Below are 16,647 nucleotides of genomic sequence, written 5' to 3' on the forward strand. Positions count from 1 at the left end.
AGAAATTACTTATGCCAGAAGCAGACTTTCTTGACGAAGAAATCCCACTCGGCAGCGGTCTTAGAGTTCGTGCGGCTTTCAGAGCGCATGTACTCGACAAGGTTGCTGAGAAGTGTTGCCAAGAAGAACGAGAAGAACACCGTGAACGCGAGGATAAGTCCACGCTTCGGAGAAATCTTCTTGTCGTTTTCCCATGGCGGTTCAAGCACATGCAGGTTCGTGAGCGTCTTCGCTTCTTCCAGGCGCATCTGTTCGCTCTGCTGGCGCAGCACCTTGTACATCGCTTCCTGGATGCGGATTTCCGCTTCGCGCCTCAGGTATTCCGCATAAAGTTCCGGGGACTTCTTGAGCTCGATCATACCGATGTTGCTATGCTTGCCCTTGAGCGCTCCGCCGAGTGCGGAATTCATTCCCTTCATGCGCTTCGAAAGTTCCTGGTAACGCTTGCTGTTCTCGCCGCGGTCAAGCTTTTCGAAGTTCATCTCCATGTTCACTTCTTCGCGCATCGCCTGCAACTCGCTCAGGTACTTGATAGTCGCCTCGAGCTGCACGTTCGGTTCGTACACATTGTTCTTCACCTGGAAATCGACAAAGTCCTTGAGCAGGGAATCCAGCGCATGTTCGCAGGAATCAAGCCTTGACTGGAAATACTCCCTGGACTGGCGGGCCTGCTTCGTCTTGAACGCATTGAACGAGGAATCCGCCTTGTCGAGCATGAAGTTCAGGACCTCGACAGCAAGCTTTGCATCCGTATCCTTGTAATAGATAGAAAGCATGTCTTCCTTGTTCAGCTCGAGACCGAAGTTCTTGCGGAACTCCTTCAGCAAGTCGGCATGGAACTTTCCCTTGAACTTGTAGTGCTTTGCAAGATTAAACTTGTCGATGACCATGTTGTGCAATTCCCAGGAATTGAGAATCGTCCAAACGGCATTCACGTCCTCGTTGTCCATGGAAATTCCAAGGAGCGAACTCATGCCCGAAGAACCCATGAGCCCGCTGAGCATCCCCGACATCGGCTGCGTCGAGGCCGGCGGAGTGACAATCGCCGAGGCGGCGTACTTCGGCTTCACGACCCACATGACCATCACAAAGGCAATAATTGTCGGGATAAGGACTACCGCGGTAACAAACTTGAAATGCTTCAAGTCGTTATTCAAAATCCGCAGACAGATTTCAACAAAACCAATAGACTCTTGCTTTTCCATAAGCTACTTGTTGGTGGTATAAATGATGAACACGGTCGAAATCACGCTCAGGAGGGACGCCATGAAAATGGTAAAGTCCTTGAACGATTCATAATGGCTCTTCGGGAGTTCAATAAAGTCGCCCGGCAAAATCGGATCAGAGGCCACGTTGATGGAGGTCGCCTCCGGCTTTTTGCCGCGCCAGACCTTGACCTGGTTCCAGTTACCCGTTACCGTATTTACACCGCTCGAAGCGATGTAGTCGATTGCATGCCAAGTCGGATTGTAGTTGTAGCGGCCGATAAAGTTCAACGCCCCGCCAACATACACGAACAGCTCCTTCACAAAGAACTCGATTTCAGTATTCGGCTCGACCGTCGTCGTCTTCATTTCGGCAAGCGTAATCCAGCGCGGATCCTTGTCCGGTTCACGCACGCACACCGACTTGTAACCAAAGTTGTGCATCCTGTTTGCACCGGCAAGGTCAAAGTAATCGGCAAGTGTCCTTTCCGGACGGTAAGCAACGCTCGTCCTGTATCCGGGGAACAACAACGTAACGTTATCGCCCATCGGCACGAACGGCACAAAAATCTTGTCGCCCTGTTCAAGCATCACATCATTTTCGAATTCGCCATTCGTCGTCATCGTGGTATAATTCACATGAATCGTGTCCTTGCCGCGAATCACCTGGACATCTTCCGTATTCGCATTAGCAAGCGGATTTCCGATCGCACGGATAAACTGGCTAAGTCTCGTCTGCGGATCGACAATATGCTGGCCCACAAGGCCTACGGCACCCATCGCATTCACGCGGAACTTCTTCAAGGCCGCAAGCTGCACAAAGCAGAACTCGCGCTTGTAGCGCTTGGAAACGAGGTCGAGAATCATCTTCTGCGCTTCGCCAAATGTCTTGCCGCCCACATGCACGGCACCGCATTCCTCGACAGCCACATTCCCGTCCGGATACACCTGAATAGAGAGGTACTTATCTTCAAGCATCAAGTCCAGAAAGTCGCCCGGACCGAGCACGTAATTGGAATCCACGGCCATTTCTGCATACATCGGCGTAAGCGATGCGGCACCACGCGTAGACGTCCCTTCGCCAAGGACAAGGCTCTTGGTCCCAGAATTGCCAAACATCGATTCCGATGCAAAGGCACACACACACGCCAAAAGAAGATAGACAATAAAAGATCGCATAATGCTTTTCTACAGTTGAGAAAAAGGATGACAAGTTACCTAATTATACAAAAATTAAAATGAAGAGTAGAACCAAATCATCAGTTATTGGTCATTAGTCATTGGTTATTTGTCAATGGCTATGGATGCAAAAAGGGGACACGGTATAAAAACCATGTCCCTTTTTAAAAGCGGTTGACCGTTTTTGATCTTAGTTAGCGGACTTGCCTTCGCCTTCGACCATGTCAACAGCAGCGTCAGCCTTAGCAGGTTCAGCAGCCTTCTTAGCCTTAGCAACGATTTCGTCTTCGACGAGACCGATAAGAGCCATTTCAGCAGCGTCGCCGGCGCGGTTCGGGCCGAGCTTCAGCACGCGAGTGTAACCGCCGTTGCGGTTAGCATAACGCGGACCGATCGTGTTGAACAAATCCTGGAGAACCTTCGGGTCCATCACGAAGCGAGCAGCTTCACGACGTGCAGAAAGGTCACCCTTCTTTGCGTAGGTAATCATGCGTTCAACAGCACCACGGACAAGCTTTGCCTTGTGGAGAGTGGTACGCACATAGCGCTTGTTCTGATCCGTTTCCATGCCCTTCTCGAGAATAGAAGTCGTGAGGGCGCGGAGGATGGCACGCTTGTGTTGGGCGTTAACACCCAGTTTCTTGTTTTTTACACCGTGTCTCATGTTTAATCCTTCAAGTAATCATCGACGTCCATGCCAAAAGAAAGGCCCATCGACGTCAACACCTCGTTAAGTTCAACCAAGGACTTCCTACCGAAGTTCTTGTATTTGAGCATATCGTTTTCCTTGTTGCGAACAAGCTCGCCAATGGTATGGATGTTTGCCATACGGAGGCAGTTGCTGGAGCGAACGGAAAGTTCCAGATCGTCCACGCGCATACGGAGGAGGTTAGCGATACGCTGACGTTCTTCATCCATTTCGAGTTCTTCAGGAGATTCGAGATCGCCTTCGAAGTTGATGAAGATTTCCAAGTGATCCACAAGAAGCTTTGCAGCGTATGCAAGAGCGTCTTCCGGGTCAATGGAACCGTCTGTTGTAATTTCAAGTTCCAGACGGTTGTAGTCCGTCTTCTGACCAACGCGGGTATCGCTGATGTGCATTGCGACTTTCTGAACCGGGTTGAAGTTCGCATCCATGGCGATAACGCCAATCGGAGCGTCCTTGTCCTTAAGTTCGTCGGCAACAACATAACCACGACCGCAGGAGATCTTCACGTCCATCGACAGAGAAGCGTTGCCGTTCAATGTCGCAATGTGAACATCCGGAGTCAGGATAGTGACATTTGGATTGTCCATAAAGTCCTTGGCCGTGACTTCGCCATCACCGGACATGTCCAGGTGAAGGGTTTCATCATGATCAGACAGGAGCTTTACACGGATGCTCTTGAGGTTGAGGATAATGTCAGTGACATCTTCCTTAACACCCGGAATCGTCGAAAATTCCTTGTCAACGCCTTCGATTTTCACGGAGACAATAGCCGCACCCTGCAGAGAGGAGAGGAGCACGCGACGGAGAGCGTTACCGAGGGTGATACCCCAGCCACGTTCCAAGGCTTCTACGACAAACTTGGCGTAGCGGCCATCTTCGCCGGTTTCCACTTTCTGGAAGCTGCGCGGCATCTGAAGTGATTTCCACATCATTGGCGATACCTCTTTGGATTAAATTCTTCTCTTCTTTTTAGGACGGCAACCATTGTGCGGAATGCCCGTCACGTCTCGAATAGAGAGAACTTCGAGGCCCGCATTCTTGAGAGCGCGGACGGCAGATTCACGGCCACCACCAGCACCCTTAACGCGAACGTCCACCTTGCGCATGCCGAGATCGAATGCCTTGTGGGCAGCGGTTTCAGCGGCGAGCTGGGCTGCAAACGGAGTGCTCTTGCGGGAGCCCTTGAAACCGGAGTTACCCGGAGAACCCCAAGCGACAACGTTGCCACGAGCGTCGGTGATAGAAACGATTGTATTGTTGAAGGAAGCGAACACGCAGGCGATACCCTGGATGTCAATGCGCTTCTTGCCCTTCTTGATCTTGACTTCTTCAGCAGCAGCCGGAGCTTCAGCAGCGGCAGCAGCAGTTTCCTTGATTTCTTCTTCAGCCACGATGATACTCCTTACTTCTTCTTGTTAGCCACAGTCTTCTTGGGGCCCTTACGTGTGCGGGCGTTGGTGCGGGAACGCTGACCGCGGACCGGGAGGCCCTTGCGGTGGCGGATGCCGCGATAGCAGCCAATGTCCTGCAAACGCTTGATGTTCAAGGTAACTTCTGCGCGGAGCTGACCTTCCACAGAGTATTCATCTTCCAAAAGATGACGAATCTTACCTTGTTCTTCTTCAGTCAGGTCGTCACACTTCTTGTTCTTGTCAATGCCCAACTGAGCACAGACCTTGTTAGCGGTGAACAGACCGACACCATAGATTGCCGTCAGACCGTATTCAACAGTCTTGTTTTTCGGTAAATCGACACCAGCGATACGTGCCATACGATCTCCTTATCCCTGCTTCTGCTTGTGACGGGGGTTCTTCGAACAGATGATGCGCAATACACCCTTACGACGGATGATCTTGCAGTTTTCACATCTGGGTTTAATGGAGGCTTTGATTTTCATAGGTTTGACCTTCTTTTGTAATACCTATTACTTGTAACGGTAAGTAATTCGCCCGCGATTTAAATCGTACGGGGAAATCTCGACCAACACTTTGTCGTCCGGCAAGATTCTAATGAAATGCCGGCGCATTTTTCCTGAAACATGCGCGAGGATCTCGTGACCATTTCCGAGTTGAACACGGAAGAAAGCGTTGGGCAGAGCTTCCAACACAACGCCTTCTACTTGTATACCTTCTTCTTTAGCCACTAGGATGCCATCCTGCCGCGAATGCGGCCACGTTTCAAGAAACCTTCATAATTCTTGGTATGCAACTGGGCTTCGAGCTGACGAAGAGTATCCAGAGCAACACCTACCACGATCAAGACCGAGGTACCCCCAATATAGAAACTCATATTGAGAGCGTCTTTCAAATGCAGGGGAACGACGCTGATTAAAGCGAGGTAAAGAGACCCAGGCAATGAAATTCTGGTCAAAACGTGGTCAATGTATTCTGCTGTCTGCTTACCCGGACGGACTCCCGGAATAAACCCACCACTTCTCTTGAGGTTTTCGGCAATGTCGTTCGGGTTGTACTGGATTGCCGTGTAGAAGTAGGTGAAGAATATGATGAGGAGGGCATCTACTACGCTGTAGGAGATGTGTCCCGGAATAAATGCAGAAGCAAAAGCCTGCATCGCAGATACGTTCGGGAACCAAGATGCAACCATGGCCGGAATGAACATGATGCAAGATGCGAAGATCACGGGAATCACGTTAGCGGTGTTCACCTTGAAAGGCAAATAGCTAGCCTGACCACCCAAGACCTTGTTTCCGACGGTCCTGCGAGGACTTTGGAGTGGAATGCGACGGGTCGCCTGCTCAACGAAAACGATGAAGCCGACAATGACAACCACGAGCGCCAAGATGAAAAACTCGATCGCAAGCGGCTGGATGCCTTCAACAAACATTTCCCCTTCAGCCATAATGGCCCGCGGAAGGCCACCGACGATACCGGCGAAAATGATAAGAGAAATACCGTTACCCACACCGTGCGAGGTAATCTGCTCGCCAAGGTACATCAAGAAGATGGTACCTACGGTGAAGGTTAACGTAGCAAGGAGACGAAAGCCTACGTTGCCGAGACCAGACGAGAAATTGTCGGAAAGGACCGAGATTCCCGTACCGGCGGCCGTCGTCACCTTGAGGTTCGAAAGCCACATAGAAATGCCCCATCCCTGCAAGGCGGAAAGGACCACCGTGAAGTATCGGGTATACTGATTCAGCTTAGCGCGACCTTCCTGACCCTCCTTCTGGAGCATCTGGATGGCCGGAATGACCGAGCCCATCAACTGGAGGATGATGCTTGCGCTGATGTACGGCATGATACCGAGGGCAAATACAGTCGCCTTAGCGAATGCACCGCCGGTAAACGAATCGTACAGGCCAAACAGGTTATTCGAATTTTTGAAGTATTCTGCGAGAACCGCAGCATTTACTCCGGGGATGGAGATGTGAGCGCCAATACGATAAACAATCAAAAGACCAAGCGTAAAAAGAATCTTTTTACGCAGGTCTGCGATTTTGAACGCATTGACGAACGCACCGATGGCTTTCGTAACTGCTTCCATTAGATGATCTCAACTTTGCCGCCAGCAGCTTCAATGGCAGCCTTTGCCTTTTCGCTGATAGCGTTAACCTTTACGTTGATAGCCTTGTCGATAGAACCAAAAGCGAGGACCTTGACCGGCAGTTCGGCGTTCTTGATGAAGCCCTGGTCGAAGAGGACCTTGGCATCGAAATCAGTAACGCTGACACCAGCGAGGCGCTTCAGGTTCACGATCTGGAATTCAACACCAGCGTGCTTGAAGCCGCGCTTCGGGATACGACGGTGAATCGGCATCTGGCCGCCTTCGAAAGCGACGCGACCGGCCTTAGCGCTCTTACGAGCACCAGCACCCTTCTGACCACGACCGGCAGTCGTGCCCCAGCCAGAGCCCGGACCACGACCAATGCGCTTGCGGCTCTTGCCCTTGGCAGCCTTGCCAGGATTGAGAGTATTGAGTTCCATCTTAGATCTCCTCGACCTTGACCATGTCCTTCACGGCATTGATCATGCCCTGGATGGACGGAGTCAGATTGTGTTCAACAGTTTGTCCGATCTTGCGGAGGCCGAGTGCAGCCACGTTAGCGCGGTGCACCGGAAGGCGACGGACGATACCCTTGATCAAAGTAATACGAACTTTCTTCATTAGGTATTACTCCTTAGGCTTCAAAACCACGCAACTTGGCGCAGTCCTGTTTGTTCTTCTGAGAAAGCAGGCCTTCCAAGCAAGCGCTGACGACAGTGCTCGGGTTGGAGGAACCGTGAATCTTCGTGAGGATGTTGCGGACACCGGCGAGTTCGAGAACTGCACGGGCAGCAGCACCGGCGATAACACCAGTACCCGGAGCAGCCGGCATGAGGAGGATGCGGGTAGAACCGCTCTTCACTTCGATGTCGTGCGGGATGGTGCCATCGAGGAGCTGAACTTCCACGATGTTTCTCTGGGCAGCTTCGGTACCCTTACGGATAGCTTCGGAAACTTCCTTAGCCTTGCCGAGACCGACACCGACCTTGCCGTTCTTGTTGCCGACGACAACGAGAGCGGAGAAGGACATGCGACGGCCGCCCTTGACGGTCTTAGCGCAACGGTTGATGTGTACAACCTTGTCTTCAAATTCAGAAACTTGAGCTTCGCGTTCCAAAGTGTACCTCACTAGAATTTGAGTCCGCCTTCACGAGCTCCCTCAGCGAGAGCCTGAACGCGACCGTGATAGATGTAACCGCCGCGGTCGAAGACCACGGATTCAATGCCCTTGGACTTGGCGAGTTCAGCAATCTGGAGACCGAGCTGCTTAGCCTGTTCGGTCTTCGTCATTTCACCAAACTTACCCTGGAATTCCTTGGAAGCTGTGGTGACCTGAGCGACAGACTTGTTGTTTTCGTCATCAAAGATCTGGGCAATCATGTGAGACAAGGAACGGCGAACAGCCAAACGAGGGCATTCTGCAGTTCCGACAACAGACTTGCGTACGCGTTCGTGGCGTGCGATTCTGGACTGGATTCTTTTTTTAGCAATTGCAGTCATAGTTTACCCTTATTTACCTGTCTTCTTACCTTGCTTGCGACGCACAATTTCGCCAGCGTACTTGATGCCCTTGCCCTTATACGGTTCAGGCTTACGGTACTTGCGAATTTCTGCGGCAGCCTGGCCAACCTTCTGCTTGTCGATGCCGGAGATCGTAATCTTCAGCGGATCAACAGCCTTCAGTTCAACGCCTTCCGGAGCCTTGAAGATCACCGGATGAGAGAAGCCGAGAACCAAGTTGAGGTCCTTGCCCTTCTGTTCGACGCGGTAGCCAACGCCAACGATTTCGAGAGTCTTCTGGAAACCCTTGGTCACGCCTTCGACCATGTTATTGACGAGAGCGCGAGTGGTGCCGTGCATAGCGCGGGTGAACTTTTCATCATTCGGGCGGGTGAAGGAGAGCTTGTCGCCATCGAGCTTGATGGAGATGAGTTCGTGAACGTTCGTTTCGAGCTTGCCCTTCGGGCCTTCGACCTTGATGTTCTGACCGTTGACGTTAACCTTAACGCCAGCCGGGATAGTGATAATAGCTTTACCGATACGGGACATCTTTACCATACCTTTGCGATGACTTCGCCACCCACCTTGAGTTCGCGGGCTTCGTGGTCAGTCATGACACCTTTAGATGTGGAGATGATAGCATAGCCGAGGCCGTTGCGAACGCGCGGAAGCTTGGCCACGTCAACGTAGTGACGGAGACCCGGCGTAGAAACGCGCTGGAGGCCCTGGATAGCGGATTCGCCCTTCGTGTAACGGAGGAGGACCTTGAGGATGCCCTGCTTACCGTCATCGACGACGACGAACTTCTTAATGAAACCTTTTTCCTGCAACACACGTGCAATATCACGCTTCAGATTGCTGGCAGGAATGTCCACCACGGGGAGCTTTGCCGTAGAGGCATTGCGGATACGGGTGAGCATATCGGCGATAGTATCTGTCATTGCCATTTTATACTCTCCTTACCAAGACGACTTTGTGATACCGGGGATTTCGCCGGCGAGTGCCATTTCGCGGAAGCAAATACGGCAAAGGCCAAAGCGGCGCATAAAGGCGTGCGGCCTACCGCAACGCTTGCAACGGTTGTACCCACGAACGGTATACTTCGGAGTACGCTTGCATTTTTCAATCATTCTTCTGCTTGCCATGGTATTACCTTACTTCCTGAAGGGGAGTCCAAGTTCTTCGAGGAGGGCACGGCCTTCGTCGTCCGTCTTAGCGGAAGTGACGAAAGAAATGTCCATACCGAAGGTACGGGAAATCTTGTCAATGTCGATTTCAACAAAGATCGTCTGTTCCTTGATGCCGAGGGTGAAGTTACCCATGCCATCAAAGCCACGGCGTGCGAGACCACGGAAGTCACGGACACGCGGAAGGTCGATGTTGATGAAACGATAGAGGAAGTCCCACATGTTGTCGCCATGAAGTGTGACCTTAGCACCGATGCCGATACCTTCACGGAGGTGGAAGTTAGCGACAGCCTTCTTAGCGTTAGTGACAATAGCCTTCTGACCGGTGATAGCAGTGAGAGTGTCAGCAGCTTCGTCAAGAATCTTGCGGTTCTGGGAAGCGGCGCCCACGCCCATGTTGAGCACGATCTTTTCGAGACGCGGAATCTGCATCACGTTCTTGTAGGCAAACTTTTGCTGCAAGGCCGGAACGACCTTTTCGAGATAGAATTGCTTCATCTGGTTCATTGCGTTACCTTACACAGCCTTTCCAGTTTTAACACTGGTACGAACGCCCTTCTTACCCTTTTCGCGAACGATGCGGGTACGAACGGGAGTGTTGCCTTCGAGAAGCATCACGTTGGAAATGTCAATCGGCAATTCCTTTTCAACGATGCCACCAGTCTGATTGGTCTGAGACGGCTTTTCGTGACGCTTGCGGACGTTGACGCCCGAAACGGTCACCTTGCCATCCTTGACGCTGATGACTTGACCGGTCTTGCCCTTGTCAACACCGGAAATCACCTTGACGTTATCATTCTTCTTGATGTTAGCCATTAGAGAACCTCAGGTGCGAGGGAGATGATCTTCATGTATTTCTTGTCGCGGAGCTCACGAGCCACCGGTCCAAAAATACGGGTTCCACGCGGTTCGCCATCCTTGTTGATGAGAACCACTGCGTTGTCGGAGAAACGAATGAACGTTCCGTCCGGACGTGCGATTTCTTTAGCTGTGCGGACGACGACGGCGTCGGCCACGGAACCCTTCTTCACCTTGCTCTGGGGGATAGCGTCCTTAACGGCTACCTTGATGACATCACCGATGCTAGCATAGCGACGGTTTGTGCCACCCAAAACACGGATGCAGGCGACTTCCTTGGCACCACTGTTATCGGCCACGACGAGTCTGGTTTCTTCTTGAATCATATTCGCCTTACTCCAGGAGTTTACTTCTTCTTTTCCACAATGCGGACGAGGCGCCAGCGCTTCGTTGCAGAGAGGGGACGAGTTTCCATGATTTCGACCAAGTCGCCTTCTTCGGCTTCATTCTTTTCATCGTGAGCCTTGAGCTTGCTGGTCGTAGTCATGATCTTGTTGTACATCGGGTGACGCTTGCGGTTTTCGACCACAACCGTAATCGTCTTGTCCATCTTGTCGGAGGAGACGATACCCTGCTTGACTTTACGAAGGTTTCTTTCCATTTCCTGCTCCTGCCGGCTTATGCCTTGGCCTTTTCGCTGAGGATGGTCTTGATTCTGGCGATGTCCTTGCGGGCAGCTTGAATCACAGAGGGTTTTTCCAAATTACCGAGCTTCGCAGTCATGCGGTAATTGAACAAATCGAGATTCAACTGAGCCAGTTTTTCCTTGAGCTGGTCAACGCCCAGTTCTTTCAATTCACGTGCTTTCATTAGATCTCCGATTCTTCGATGATTTTGCACTTAAGGGGGAGCTTCTGAATTGCGACATGGAGAGCTTCCATGGCAAGTTCACGTTCAACACCACCCATTTCAAAAAGGATGCGACCCGGGAGGATTACGGCTGCCCAGAATTCGACTGCGCCCTTACCCTTACCCATACGGGCTTCTGCAGGGTGACGGGTAATCGGCTTATCGGGGAAGACGCGAATCCACACGCGACCACCACGCTTGATCTTACGAGTCATGGCGATACGAGCAGCTTCGATCTGGCGAGCGGTGAGCCAGCACTTTTCAAGAGCCTGGATACCGAATTCGCCAAAGGCGATATAGTTGCCACGAGAGGCGACGCCCTTCATGCGCCCTTTCATTTGCTTACGATGCAATGTTCTTTTCGGACTCAGCATAATTACTTCTCTCTCTTGTTGTCGTTCATGACGTCCTTACCGATCTTTTCACCGTGCATGATCCACACCTTGATACCGATGGCACCATAAACGGTCTTAGCGATGGCAGTTGCGTAGTCGATGTCAGCACGAAGAGTGTGCAGAGGCACGCGGCCTTCGGCATACTTTTCAACGCGGGCAATTTCGGCACCACCGAGGCGGCCGCCGCACTGCACCTTGATACCTTCCACACCCATGCGCATAGCGGACTGGATAGCACGCTTCATGGCACGGCGGAAAGAAATACGCTTTTCGAGCTGGCGAGCAATGTTTTCAGCCACGAGCTTGGCATCAGTTTCCGGACGCTTGATTTCGTGGACTGCAATATAGATTTCTTTACCGGTGAGGAACTGGAGTTCGCCCTTCAAACGTTCCAATTCTTCGCCCTTTTTACCGATAACGATACCCGGGCGAGCGGTATAGAGGTTAACGTTCACCTTCTTGACGGTACGTTCGATGCCAACCTTGGAGAGGGAGGCATGTTCGAAACGCTTCATCAAGTAGCGACGGAGCACGATATCTTCATAGAGAAGATCGGCAAACTTGTCTTCGGCATACCACTTGGATTCCCAACCGCGGATAACGCCAAGACGAAGACCATTAGGATGAGTTTTGTGACCCATTGTTAATTCTCCTTGTCTGCGACAACGACGGTGATGTGGGAGAGCGGCTTTTCGATACGGAAAGCACGGCCCTGGGAACGCGGGTGAATGCGCTTCATGATCGTACCACCATCAGCGGTGATGGTCTTGATCACGATTTCTTCGGCGGAAACCGGAGCGGCGGACTTCTGCTTCAAGTTAGCGACAGCGGACTTGAGAGCATTTTCAACCAGCGGAGCACCCTTGGTCTGCGTACGGAGGATGGAGAGCATCGCGAAGGCTTCGCTGACGGACTTGCCACGAACGAGGTCGACTACGCGACGGAGCTTGCGAACGCCGTAACGGACGTTTTTAACTTTAGCAACAGCTTGCATTATTTCTTGCCTCCAGCAGTTTCAGTCTTGCGGTGACCGCGGAAAGTACGGGTCATGGAGAATTCGCCGAGCTTATGGCCAACCATGTTTTCGGTGACATAAACCGGAAGGAACTGCTTGCCGTTATAGACGGAGAACGTGAGTCCGACCATATCCGGGACGATTGTGGAACGACGGGACCAGGTCTTGATAGCCTGTTTCTTGTCGGAACCGGCCATCGCCTGGGCCTTGCTGAGAACGTGGGAATCCACGAACGCACCTTTCTTAAGGGATCTAGACATGAATTAGGCCCTCTTCTGACGATGACGTACGATGAACTTATCAGTACGCTTGTTGTTACGAGTTTTTGCACCCTTAGAGTTCTTACCCCAAGGAGAGCACGGATGACGACCACCAGAGGTACGACCTTCACCACCACCAAGGGGGTGATCGACCGGGTTCATAACGACACCACGGACGGCCGGGCGCTTGCCGAGCCAGCGAGAGCGGCCTGCAGAACCCGAGGATTCATTCATGTGATCGATATTGGAAACCTGGCCAACGGTAGCGAGGCAGTCTTCCGGGATGTAGCGGACTTCGCCACTCGGAAGCTTGACCTGGCAGAGCTTGCCGTCCTTAGCAACCAGTTCTGCACCGGCACCAGCGGAACGAGCAATCTGGGCACCCTTGCCCGGCTTCATTTCGATGTTGTGGATAATGGTGTTGAGCGGAATGTCGCGGAGAGGAATTGCGTTACCTACGCGGAATTCAGCACCTTCACCAGCGTTCAGCACATCGCCAACCTTGATTTCGGCCGGAGCGATGATGTATGCGCGCTTGCCGTTTTCGTACTTGACGAGAGCGATGCGAGCGGTACGGTTCGGATCGTATTCGATCGTTTCGACAGTGCAGGAGAGACCGGCAAACTGACGCTTGAAGTCGATGATACGATACAGTTTCTTGTGACCACCACCACGACGACGGGAGGTAATTTCACCAGCATTGTTACGGCCGGAGCTACGCTTGATACCTTCGGTAAGCGGCTTGTACGGCTTTACAGCAGAGAGTTCCTTGCGGTCACCAATCTGCTTGTAACGCAGTGTCGGGGTAATCGGGCGATAAGATTTCAGACCCATGGTTATACTCCTTCAAACTCGGCAATCTTTTGCCCGGCCTTCAATGTGATGTAGGCCTTCTTCCAGTTCGGTTTCTTGCCAGCGACCATACGGACGCGCTTGATCTTGCCGCGGTTGATCAAAGTGTTGACCTTAGCGACCTTGACTTCAAAGCGCTTTTCGATAGCAGCCTTGATGTCTTCCTTAGAAGCGTCCATGGCGACCTTGAACACGTACTTGTGCACGTCGTTACGCTTGTTCACCATGTTCTTCATGGTTTCTTCGGTAACGTGCGGAGCAACGAGGATTTCGCGAATTTCTTTCATTAGCGGCCTCCTTCAAGTTCTGCGAGAGCAGCCTGAGAGATGACAACGTTATTTGCACGAACAACATCGTAAGTGTTGACGTCAGCTACGCGAGCGCAGCGGCACCAAGGAATGTTGTTAGAGGAAAGATAGAGGTTCTGATCCTTTTCGCTAACGATGAAGAGAACGTTGCGCTGTTCGATGCCGGACTTGGCGAGAACAGAGAGGAGATCCTTGGTCTTCGGAGCGCTGAAGCTGAGAGCTTCGAACACGGAGACCTTTCCTTCGCTAGCCTTGGAGGCGAGAGCGGAGTAGAAAGCGATCTTCTTGACCTTCTTGTTCACCTTTTCGAAGTAGTCATGAGACTTCGGACCGTGTGCCTTAGCACCACGAACCCAAACTGCAGAGGTGTTCTGACCGGAACGAGCGCGGCCGGTACCCTTCTGCTTCCACGGCTTCTGGCCACCGCCACTGACTTCGCCCTTGGACTTAGTCTGAGCAGTACCCTGACGATTGTTATTCAGGATAGCCTTGATGTGGAGGTACATGCAGACCTTGTTGACTTCCTGGTCGAAGAGAGCCGGGAGCTGGATATCATTCTTAAAATCGCCAGTAGCGGCGAAAAGCTTTGCACTAGCCATTAGTCTTTCCTCACCACGATGATGCTGTTCTTCGGGCCCGGGACAGCGCCACGGACGAAGATCAGGTTGCGGTCGCCATCAACTTTGACGACCTGGAGGTGCTTCACGGTCACTTTCTTGTTGCCGTATTGACCAGCCATACGCTTACCCGGGAAAACACGACCCGGATAGGAGTGAGCGGACGTACCACCCGGTTCGCGCATATTGTGCGTACCATGGGAACGAGGACCGCTATGGAAACCGTGGCGCTTGATAGTGCCAGAGAAACCATGACCCTTGGAGATGCCAGAGACGTTCACAGTCTTTGCATCAGCGAAGTCGGCAGCGCCGAATTCCTTGCCAACCGGCCAGGATTCGAGATCAGCGACATCAAATTCAGCGAGGTGTTCACGAACAGCCACGTCAGCCTTCTTGAAATGGCCGACTTCTGCCTTATTGGCGCGCTGTTCCTTCTTGAGACCAAAGCCGATCTGGACAGCAGTGTAGCCGTCCTTCTCTTCTGTCTTATGGCAAACGACCACGCACGGACCGGCTTCGAGAACCGTGACAGGGACGCATTCGCCCTGTTCCGTGAACACTTGGGTCATTCCCAATTTCTTTGCGAGAATACCGTTCATTGTTATTAGACCTTAATTTCGACTTCAACGCCTGCCGGCAAGTCAAGTTTCATGAGGGAATCTACAGTTTGCGGCGTAGCATCAAGGATGTCGATAAGACGCTTGTGCGTACGGGATTCGAACTGTTCACGAGAAGTCTTGTCAATATGCGGAGAGCGGAGCACCGTATACTTCTGGATCTTCGTCGGGAGAGGGATGGGGCCTGCAATACGAGCCCCAGTGTTCTTAGCTGTATTCACGATATCTTGAGCAGAGCGGTCGATCATACGATGATCGAAGCTCTTCAAGCGAATACGGATGCGTTCACCAGCCATGATTATTCCTTACTTGATGATTTCGGTAACAGAGCCAGCACCAACAGTACGTCCACCTTCGCGGATAGCGAAGCGGAGCTGCTTTTCCATGGCGATCGGAGCGATGAGGTTCACGTGGATCGTGACCGTATCACCCGGGGTAACCATTTCGACGCCTTCCGGGAGCTGAATCGTGCCGGTAACGTCGGTGGTGCGGAAGTAGAACTGAGGACGGTAGCCGTTCATGAACGGCGTGTGGCGGCCACCTTCGTCCTTAGTGAGAACGTAGATTTCAGCCTTGAATTCGGTGTGCGGAGTGACAGACTTCGGAGCGGCGAGAACCATGCCACGGACGATGTCCTTCTTTTCAGCGCCACGGAGGAGGAGACCAACGTTGTCACCTGCCTGAGCGTCGTCGAGAAGCTTGCGGAACATTTCAACACCGGTGATGACGTATTCGGTGGTTTCACCGAGACCGATACGTTCAACCTTGTCGTTCAAGCGAACGACACCGCGTTCGATACGGCCAGTAGCGACAGTGCCGCGGCCAGTAATCGTGAACACGTCTTCGATCGGCATGAGGAACGGCTTGTCGGTATCGCGCTGCGGGAGCGGGATGTATTCGTCGCAAGCGTTCATGAGTTCCATGACCTTGTCCTGGTATTCCGGATCGCCTTCAAGAGCCTTGAGTGCAGAACCGCGGATAATCGGGGTGTTGTCACCGTCAAAGTCATACTTGGACAGAAGTTCGCGAACTTCCATTTCGACGAGGTCGAGAATTTCGGCATCGTCAACCATGTCGCACTTGTTCATGAACACGACGATCTTCGGCACGCCAACCTGGTGAGCGAGAAGGATGTGTTCGCGAGTCTGCGGCATCGGGCCGTCAGTAGCAGCAACGACGAGGATAGCGCCGTCCATCTGAGCAGCACCAGTCACCATGTTCTTCACATAGTCAGCATGCCCCGGGCAGTCGACGTGTGCGTAGTGACGGTTTGCAGTGGTGTATTCCACGTGAGAGGTGTTAATCGTGATACCACGAGCCTTTTCTTCCGGAGCGTTGTCGATTTCGTCGAAACGCTTTGCAGCGGCAAGACCCTTAGCAGCAAGGGTGGTGCAGATTGCAGCGGTCAAAGTGGTTTTACCGTGGTCAACGTGGCCGATGGTGCCAATGTTGCAGTGCGGCTTGCTTCTGTCAAAATGTTCTTTTGCCATTTTTTCCTCTTCTTCAGCAGAAGGTTTATCGCTTCAAGTTCAAGAGAACTACACGAGTTCTCCGTATTTTCGCAAAGCATAGGAAGCGGTACTCTGCGAAAT

General features: G+C 52.2%; 31 protein-coding genes. All 31 read right to left on the minus strand.

Going from position 1 to position 16,647, the window contains the following annotated elements; genetic code table 11:
• Positions 1-5 precede the first annotated feature (5 nt).
• Positions 6-1,205 carry a Wzz/FepE/Etk N-terminal domain-containing protein gene (locus B7982_RS07795; protein ID WP_088660252.1) on the minus strand — a complete coding sequence of 400 codons (1,200 nt, stop codon included), beginning with the start codon at positions 1,203-1,205 and terminating at the stop codon, positions 6-8.
• 3 nt (positions 1,206-1,208) lie between these two features.
• Positions 1,209-2,384 carry a polysaccharide biosynthesis/export family protein gene (locus tag B7982_RS07800; protein WP_088660253.1) on the minus strand — a complete coding sequence of 392 codons (1,176 nt, stop codon included), beginning with the start codon at positions 2,382-2,384 and terminating at the stop codon, positions 1,209-1,211.
• A gap of 190 nt (positions 2,385-2,574) precedes the next feature.
• On the minus strand, positions 2,575-3,048 hold the full coding sequence (gene rplQ, locus B7982_RS07805) for a 50S ribosomal protein L17 (RefSeq protein ID WP_088641426.1): 474 nt from the start codon (positions 3,046-3,048) through the stop codon (positions 2,575-2,577).
• A 2-nt stretch (positions 3,049-3,050) separates the two neighbouring features.
• A complete protein-coding gene (locus B7982_RS07810; RefSeq protein WP_015732009.1) occupies positions 3,051-4,025 on the minus strand; it encodes a DNA-directed RNA polymerase subunit alpha in 975 nt (324 codons plus the stop codon).
• An 18-nt stretch (positions 4,026-4,043) separates the two neighbouring features.
• Positions 4,044-4,469, minus strand: coding sequence for a 30S ribosomal protein S11 (gene rpsK, locus B7982_RS07815; RefSeq protein WP_049858437.1), 426 nt, complete (start codon positions 4,467-4,469; stop codon positions 4,044-4,046).
• A gap of 26 nt (positions 4,470-4,495) precedes the next feature.
• Positions 4,496-4,864 (minus strand): 30S ribosomal protein S13, encoded by a 369-nt coding sequence (gene rpsM, locus B7982_RS07820; RefSeq protein ID WP_014546096.1) that lies wholly within the window; start codon positions 4,862-4,864, stop codon positions 4,496-4,498.
• Positions 4,865-4,873: 9 nt separating this feature from the next.
• Entirely contained in the window at positions 4,874-4,990 is a 117-nt protein-coding gene (gene rpmJ, locus B7982_RS07825; RefSeq protein WP_014546097.1) for a 50S ribosomal protein L36, read from the minus strand.
• Between the two features lie 27 nt (positions 4,991-5,017).
• Positions 5,018-5,236, minus strand: coding sequence for a translation initiation factor IF-1 (gene infA / locus B7982_RS07830; RefSeq protein ID WP_014546098.1), 219 nt, complete (start codon positions 5,234-5,236; stop codon positions 5,018-5,020).
• Entirely contained in the window at positions 5,236-6,597 is a 1,362-nt protein-coding gene (gene secY, locus B7982_RS07835; RefSeq protein WP_088660254.1) for a preprotein translocase subunit SecY, read from the minus strand. Before secY ends, infA begins: the two co-directional genes overlap by 1 nt.
• Entirely contained in the window at positions 6,597-7,037 is a 441-nt protein-coding gene (gene rplO, locus B7982_RS07840) for a 50S ribosomal protein L15 (RefSeq protein WP_088660255.1), read from the minus strand. Before rplO ends, secY begins: the two co-directional genes overlap by 1 nt.
• Before the next feature lies 1 nt (position 7,038).
• Positions 7,039-7,218 (minus strand): 50S ribosomal protein L30, encoded by a 180-nt coding sequence (rpmD, locus tag B7982_RS07845; RefSeq protein WP_014546101.1) that lies wholly within the window; start codon positions 7,216-7,218, stop codon positions 7,039-7,041.
• A 13-nt stretch (positions 7,219-7,231) separates the two neighbouring features.
• Positions 7,232-7,714: a 30S ribosomal protein S5 gene (rpsE, locus tag B7982_RS07850; RefSeq protein WP_015732010.1), complete on the minus strand. Its 483-nt coding sequence runs from the start codon at positions 7,712-7,714 to the stop codon at positions 7,232-7,234.
• An 11-nt stretch (positions 7,715-7,725) separates the two neighbouring features.
• Positions 7,726-8,097, minus strand: coding sequence for a 50S ribosomal protein L18 (gene rplR, locus B7982_RS07855; RefSeq protein WP_014546103.1), 372 nt, complete (start codon positions 8,095-8,097; stop codon positions 7,726-7,728).
• Between the two features lie 9 nt (positions 8,098-8,106).
• Positions 8,107-8,646 carry a 50S ribosomal protein L6 gene (gene rplF, locus B7982_RS07860; RefSeq protein ID WP_088630198.1) on the minus strand — a complete coding sequence of 180 codons (540 nt, stop codon included), beginning with the start codon at positions 8,644-8,646 and terminating at the stop codon, positions 8,107-8,109.
• 2 nt (positions 8,647-8,648) lie between these two features.
• A complete protein-coding gene (rpsH, locus tag B7982_RS07865) occupies positions 8,649-9,044 on the minus strand; it encodes a 30S ribosomal protein S8 (protein ID WP_014546105.1) in 396 nt (131 codons plus the stop codon).
• A 12-nt stretch (positions 9,045-9,056) separates the two neighbouring features.
• The gene (locus tag B7982_RS07870; RefSeq protein ID WP_014546106.1) at positions 9,057-9,242 is read right to left on the minus strand and encodes a type Z 30S ribosomal protein S14; all 186 of its coding nucleotides are present in this window, start codon (positions 9,240-9,242) and stop codon (positions 9,057-9,059) included.
• A gap of 9 nt (positions 9,243-9,251) precedes the next feature.
• Positions 9,252-9,791, minus strand: coding sequence for a 50S ribosomal protein L5 (gene rplE / locus B7982_RS07875; protein WP_014546107.1), 540 nt, complete (start codon positions 9,789-9,791; stop codon positions 9,252-9,254).
• 9 nt (positions 9,792-9,800) lie between these two features.
• On the minus strand, positions 9,801-10,100 hold the full coding sequence (gene rplX / locus B7982_RS07880) for a 50S ribosomal protein L24 (RefSeq protein WP_088660256.1): 300 nt from the start codon (positions 10,098-10,100) through the stop codon (positions 9,801-9,803).
• Positions 10,100-10,468, minus strand: coding sequence for a 50S ribosomal protein L14 (rplN, locus tag B7982_RS07885; RefSeq protein WP_015732011.1), 369 nt, complete (start codon positions 10,466-10,468; stop codon positions 10,100-10,102). Before rplN ends, rplX begins: the two co-directional genes overlap by 1 nt.
• Positions 10,469-10,488: 20 nt before the next feature.
• On the minus strand, positions 10,489-10,743 hold the full coding sequence (gene rpsQ, locus B7982_RS07890; protein WP_015732012.1) for a 30S ribosomal protein S17: 255 nt from the start codon (positions 10,741-10,743) through the stop codon (positions 10,489-10,491).
• A 17-nt stretch (positions 10,744-10,760) separates the two neighbouring features.
• On the minus strand, positions 10,761-10,952 hold the full coding sequence (gene rpmC, locus B7982_RS07895; RefSeq protein ID WP_014546109.1) for a 50S ribosomal protein L29: 192 nt from the start codon (positions 10,950-10,952) through the stop codon (positions 10,761-10,763).
• The gene (gene rplP / locus B7982_RS07900) at positions 10,952-11,365 is read right to left on the minus strand and encodes a 50S ribosomal protein L16 (protein ID WP_014546110.1); all 414 of its coding nucleotides are present in this window, start codon (positions 11,363-11,365) and stop codon (positions 10,952-10,954) included. The genes rpmC and rplP overlap by 1 nt, the downstream gene beginning before the upstream one ends.
• Positions 11,366-11,367: 2 nt before the next feature.
• A complete protein-coding gene (gene rpsC / locus B7982_RS07905) occupies positions 11,368-12,027 on the minus strand; it encodes a 30S ribosomal protein S3 (RefSeq protein WP_014546111.1) in 660 nt (219 codons plus the stop codon).
• A gap of 2 nt (positions 12,028-12,029) precedes the next feature.
• The gene (gene rplV / locus B7982_RS07910; protein WP_014546112.1) at positions 12,030-12,380 is read right to left on the minus strand and encodes a 50S ribosomal protein L22; all 351 of its coding nucleotides are present in this window, start codon (positions 12,378-12,380) and stop codon (positions 12,030-12,032) included.
• Entirely contained in the window at positions 12,380-12,661 is a 282-nt protein-coding gene (rpsS, locus tag B7982_RS07915) for a 30S ribosomal protein S19 (RefSeq protein WP_014546113.1), read from the minus strand. Before rpsS ends, rplV begins: the two co-directional genes overlap by 1 nt.
• Before the next feature lie 3 nt (positions 12,662-12,664).
• Positions 12,665-13,495 carry a 50S ribosomal protein L2 gene (rplB, locus tag B7982_RS07920; protein ID WP_014546114.1) on the minus strand — a complete coding sequence of 277 codons (831 nt, stop codon included), beginning with the start codon at positions 13,493-13,495 and terminating at the stop codon, positions 12,665-12,667.
• Between the two features lie 2 nt (positions 13,496-13,497).
• Positions 13,498-13,800: a 50S ribosomal protein L23 gene (gene rplW, locus B7982_RS07925; protein ID WP_015732013.1), complete on the minus strand. Its 303-nt coding sequence runs from the start codon at positions 13,798-13,800 to the stop codon at positions 13,498-13,500.
• On the minus strand, positions 13,800-14,420 hold the full coding sequence (gene rplD / locus B7982_RS07930; protein WP_088660257.1) for a 50S ribosomal protein L4: 621 nt from the start codon (positions 14,418-14,420) through the stop codon (positions 13,800-13,802). The genes rplW and rplD overlap by 1 nt, the downstream gene beginning before the upstream one ends.
• Positions 14,420-15,037: a 50S ribosomal protein L3 gene (rplC, locus tag B7982_RS07935; RefSeq protein ID WP_014546116.1), complete on the minus strand. Its 618-nt coding sequence runs from the start codon at positions 15,035-15,037 to the stop codon at positions 14,420-14,422. Before rplC ends, rplD begins: the two co-directional genes overlap by 1 nt.
• A gap of 5 nt (positions 15,038-15,042) precedes the next feature.
• Positions 15,043-15,351: a 30S ribosomal protein S10 gene (gene rpsJ, locus B7982_RS07940; RefSeq protein WP_014546117.1), complete on the minus strand. Its 309-nt coding sequence runs from the start codon at positions 15,349-15,351 to the stop codon at positions 15,043-15,045.
• Between the two features lie 9 nt (positions 15,352-15,360).
• Positions 15,361-16,545 carry an elongation factor Tu gene (gene tuf / locus B7982_RS07945; RefSeq protein ID WP_014545994.1) on the minus strand — a complete coding sequence of 395 codons (1,185 nt, stop codon included), beginning with the start codon at positions 16,543-16,545 and terminating at the stop codon, positions 15,361-15,363.
• Positions 16,546-16,647: the final 102 nt, after the last annotated feature.

The sequence above is a fragment of the Fibrobacter sp. UWB2 genome, from assembly GCF_002210425.1.
Taxonomy (GTDB): Bacteria; Fibrobacterota; Fibrobacteria; order Fibrobacterales; family Fibrobacteraceae; genus Fibrobacter; species Fibrobacter elongatus.

Bases quoted from the DNA above. Each gene is read 5' to 3' on its own strand.
- B7982_RS07795 (WP_088660252.1), bottom strand. From the start codon at position 1,205: ATGGAAAAGCAAGAGTCTATTGGTTTTGTTGAAATCTGTCTGCGGATT.
- B7982_RS07800 (WP_088660253.1), bottom strand. From the start codon at position 2,384: ATGCGATCTTTTATTGTCTATCTTCTTTTGGCGTGTGTGTGTGCCTTT.
- rplQ (WP_088641426.1), bottom strand. From the start codon at position 3,048: ATGAGACACGGTGTAAAAAACAAGAAACTGGGTGTTAACGCCCAACAC.
- B7982_RS07810 (WP_015732009.1), bottom strand. From the start codon at position 4,025: ATGATGTGGAAATCACTTCAGATGCCGCGCAGCTTCCAGAAAGTGGAA.
- rpsM (WP_014546096.1), bottom strand. From the start codon at position 4,864: ATGGCACGTATCGCTGGTGTCGATTTACCGAAAAACAAGACTGTTGAA.
- rpmJ (WP_014546097.1), bottom strand. From the start codon at position 4,990: ATGAAAATCAAAGCCTCCATTAAACCCAGATGTGAAAACTGCAAGATC.
- secY (WP_088660254.1), bottom strand. From the start codon at position 6,597: ATGGAAGCAGTTACGAAAGCCATCGGTGCGTTCGTCAATGCGTTCAAA.
- rplO (WP_088660255.1), bottom strand. From the start codon at position 7,037: ATGGAACTCAATACTCTCAATCCTGGCAAGGCTGCCAAGGGCAAGAGC.
- rpmD (WP_014546101.1), bottom strand. From the start codon at position 7,218: ATGAAGAAAGTTCGTATTACTTTGATCAAGGGTATCGTCCGTCGCCTT.
- rplR (WP_014546103.1), bottom strand. From the start codon at position 8,097: ATGACTGCAATTGCTAAAAAAAGAATCCAGTCCAGAATCGCACGCCAC.
- rplF (WP_088630198.1), bottom strand. From the start codon at position 8,646: ATGTCCCGTATCGGTAAAGCTATTATCACTATCCCGGCTGGCGTTAAG.
- rpsH (WP_014546105.1), bottom strand. From the start codon at position 9,044: ATGGCAATGACAGATACTATCGCCGATATGCTCACCCGTATCCGCAAT.
- B7982_RS07870 (WP_014546106.1), bottom strand. From the start codon at position 9,242: ATGGCAAGCAGAAGAATGATTGAAAAATGCAAGCGTACTCCGAAGTAT.
- rplE (WP_014546107.1), bottom strand. From the start codon at position 9,791: ATGAACCAGATGAAGCAATTCTATCTCGAAAAGGTCGTTCCGGCCTTG.
- rplX (WP_088660256.1), bottom strand. From the start codon at position 10,100: ATGGCTAACATCAAGAAGAATGATAACGTCAAGGTGATTTCCGGTGTT.
- rplN (WP_015732011.1), bottom strand. From the start codon at position 10,468: ATGATTCAAGAAGAAACCAGACTCGTCGTGGCCGATAACAGTGGTGCC.
- rpsQ (WP_015732012.1), bottom strand. From the start codon at position 10,743: ATGGAAAGAAACCTTCGTAAAGTCAAGCAGGGTATCGTCTCCTCCGAC.
- rpmC (WP_014546109.1), bottom strand. From the start codon at position 10,952: ATGAAAGCACGTGAATTGAAAGAACTGGGCGTTGACCAGCTCAAGGAA.
- rplP (WP_014546110.1), bottom strand. From the start codon at position 11,365: ATGCTGAGTCCGAAAAGAACATTGCATCGTAAGCAAATGAAAGGGCGC.
- rpsC (WP_014546111.1), bottom strand. From the start codon at position 12,027: ATGGGTCACAAAACTCATCCTAATGGTCTTCGTCTTGGCGTTATCCGC.
- rplV (WP_014546112.1), bottom strand. From the start codon at position 12,380: ATGCAAGCTGTTGCTAAAGTTAAAAACGTCCGTTACGGCGTTCGCAAG.
- rpsS (WP_014546113.1), bottom strand. From the start codon at position 12,661: ATGTCTAGATCCCTTAAGAAAGGTGCGTTCGTGGATTCCCACGTTCTC.
- rplB (WP_014546114.1), bottom strand. From the start codon at position 13,495: ATGGGTCTGAAATCTTATCGCCCGATTACCCCGACACTGCGTTACAAG.
- rplW (WP_015732013.1), bottom strand. From the start codon at position 13,800: ATGAAAGAAATTCGCGAAATCCTCGTTGCTCCGCACGTTACCGAAGAA.
- rplD (WP_088660257.1), bottom strand. From the start codon at position 14,420: ATGGCTAGTGCAAAGCTTTTCGCCGCTACTGGCGATTTTAAGAATGAT.
- rplC (WP_014546116.1), bottom strand. From the start codon at position 15,037: ATGAACGGTATTCTCGCAAAGAAATTGGGAATGACCCAAGTGTTCACG.
- rpsJ (WP_014546117.1), bottom strand. From the start codon at position 15,351: ATGGCTGGTGAACGCATCCGTATTCGCTTGAAGAGCTTCGATCATCGT.
- tuf (WP_014545994.1), bottom strand. From the start codon at position 16,545: ATGGCAAAAGAACATTTTGACAGAAGCAAGCCGCACTGCAACATTGGC.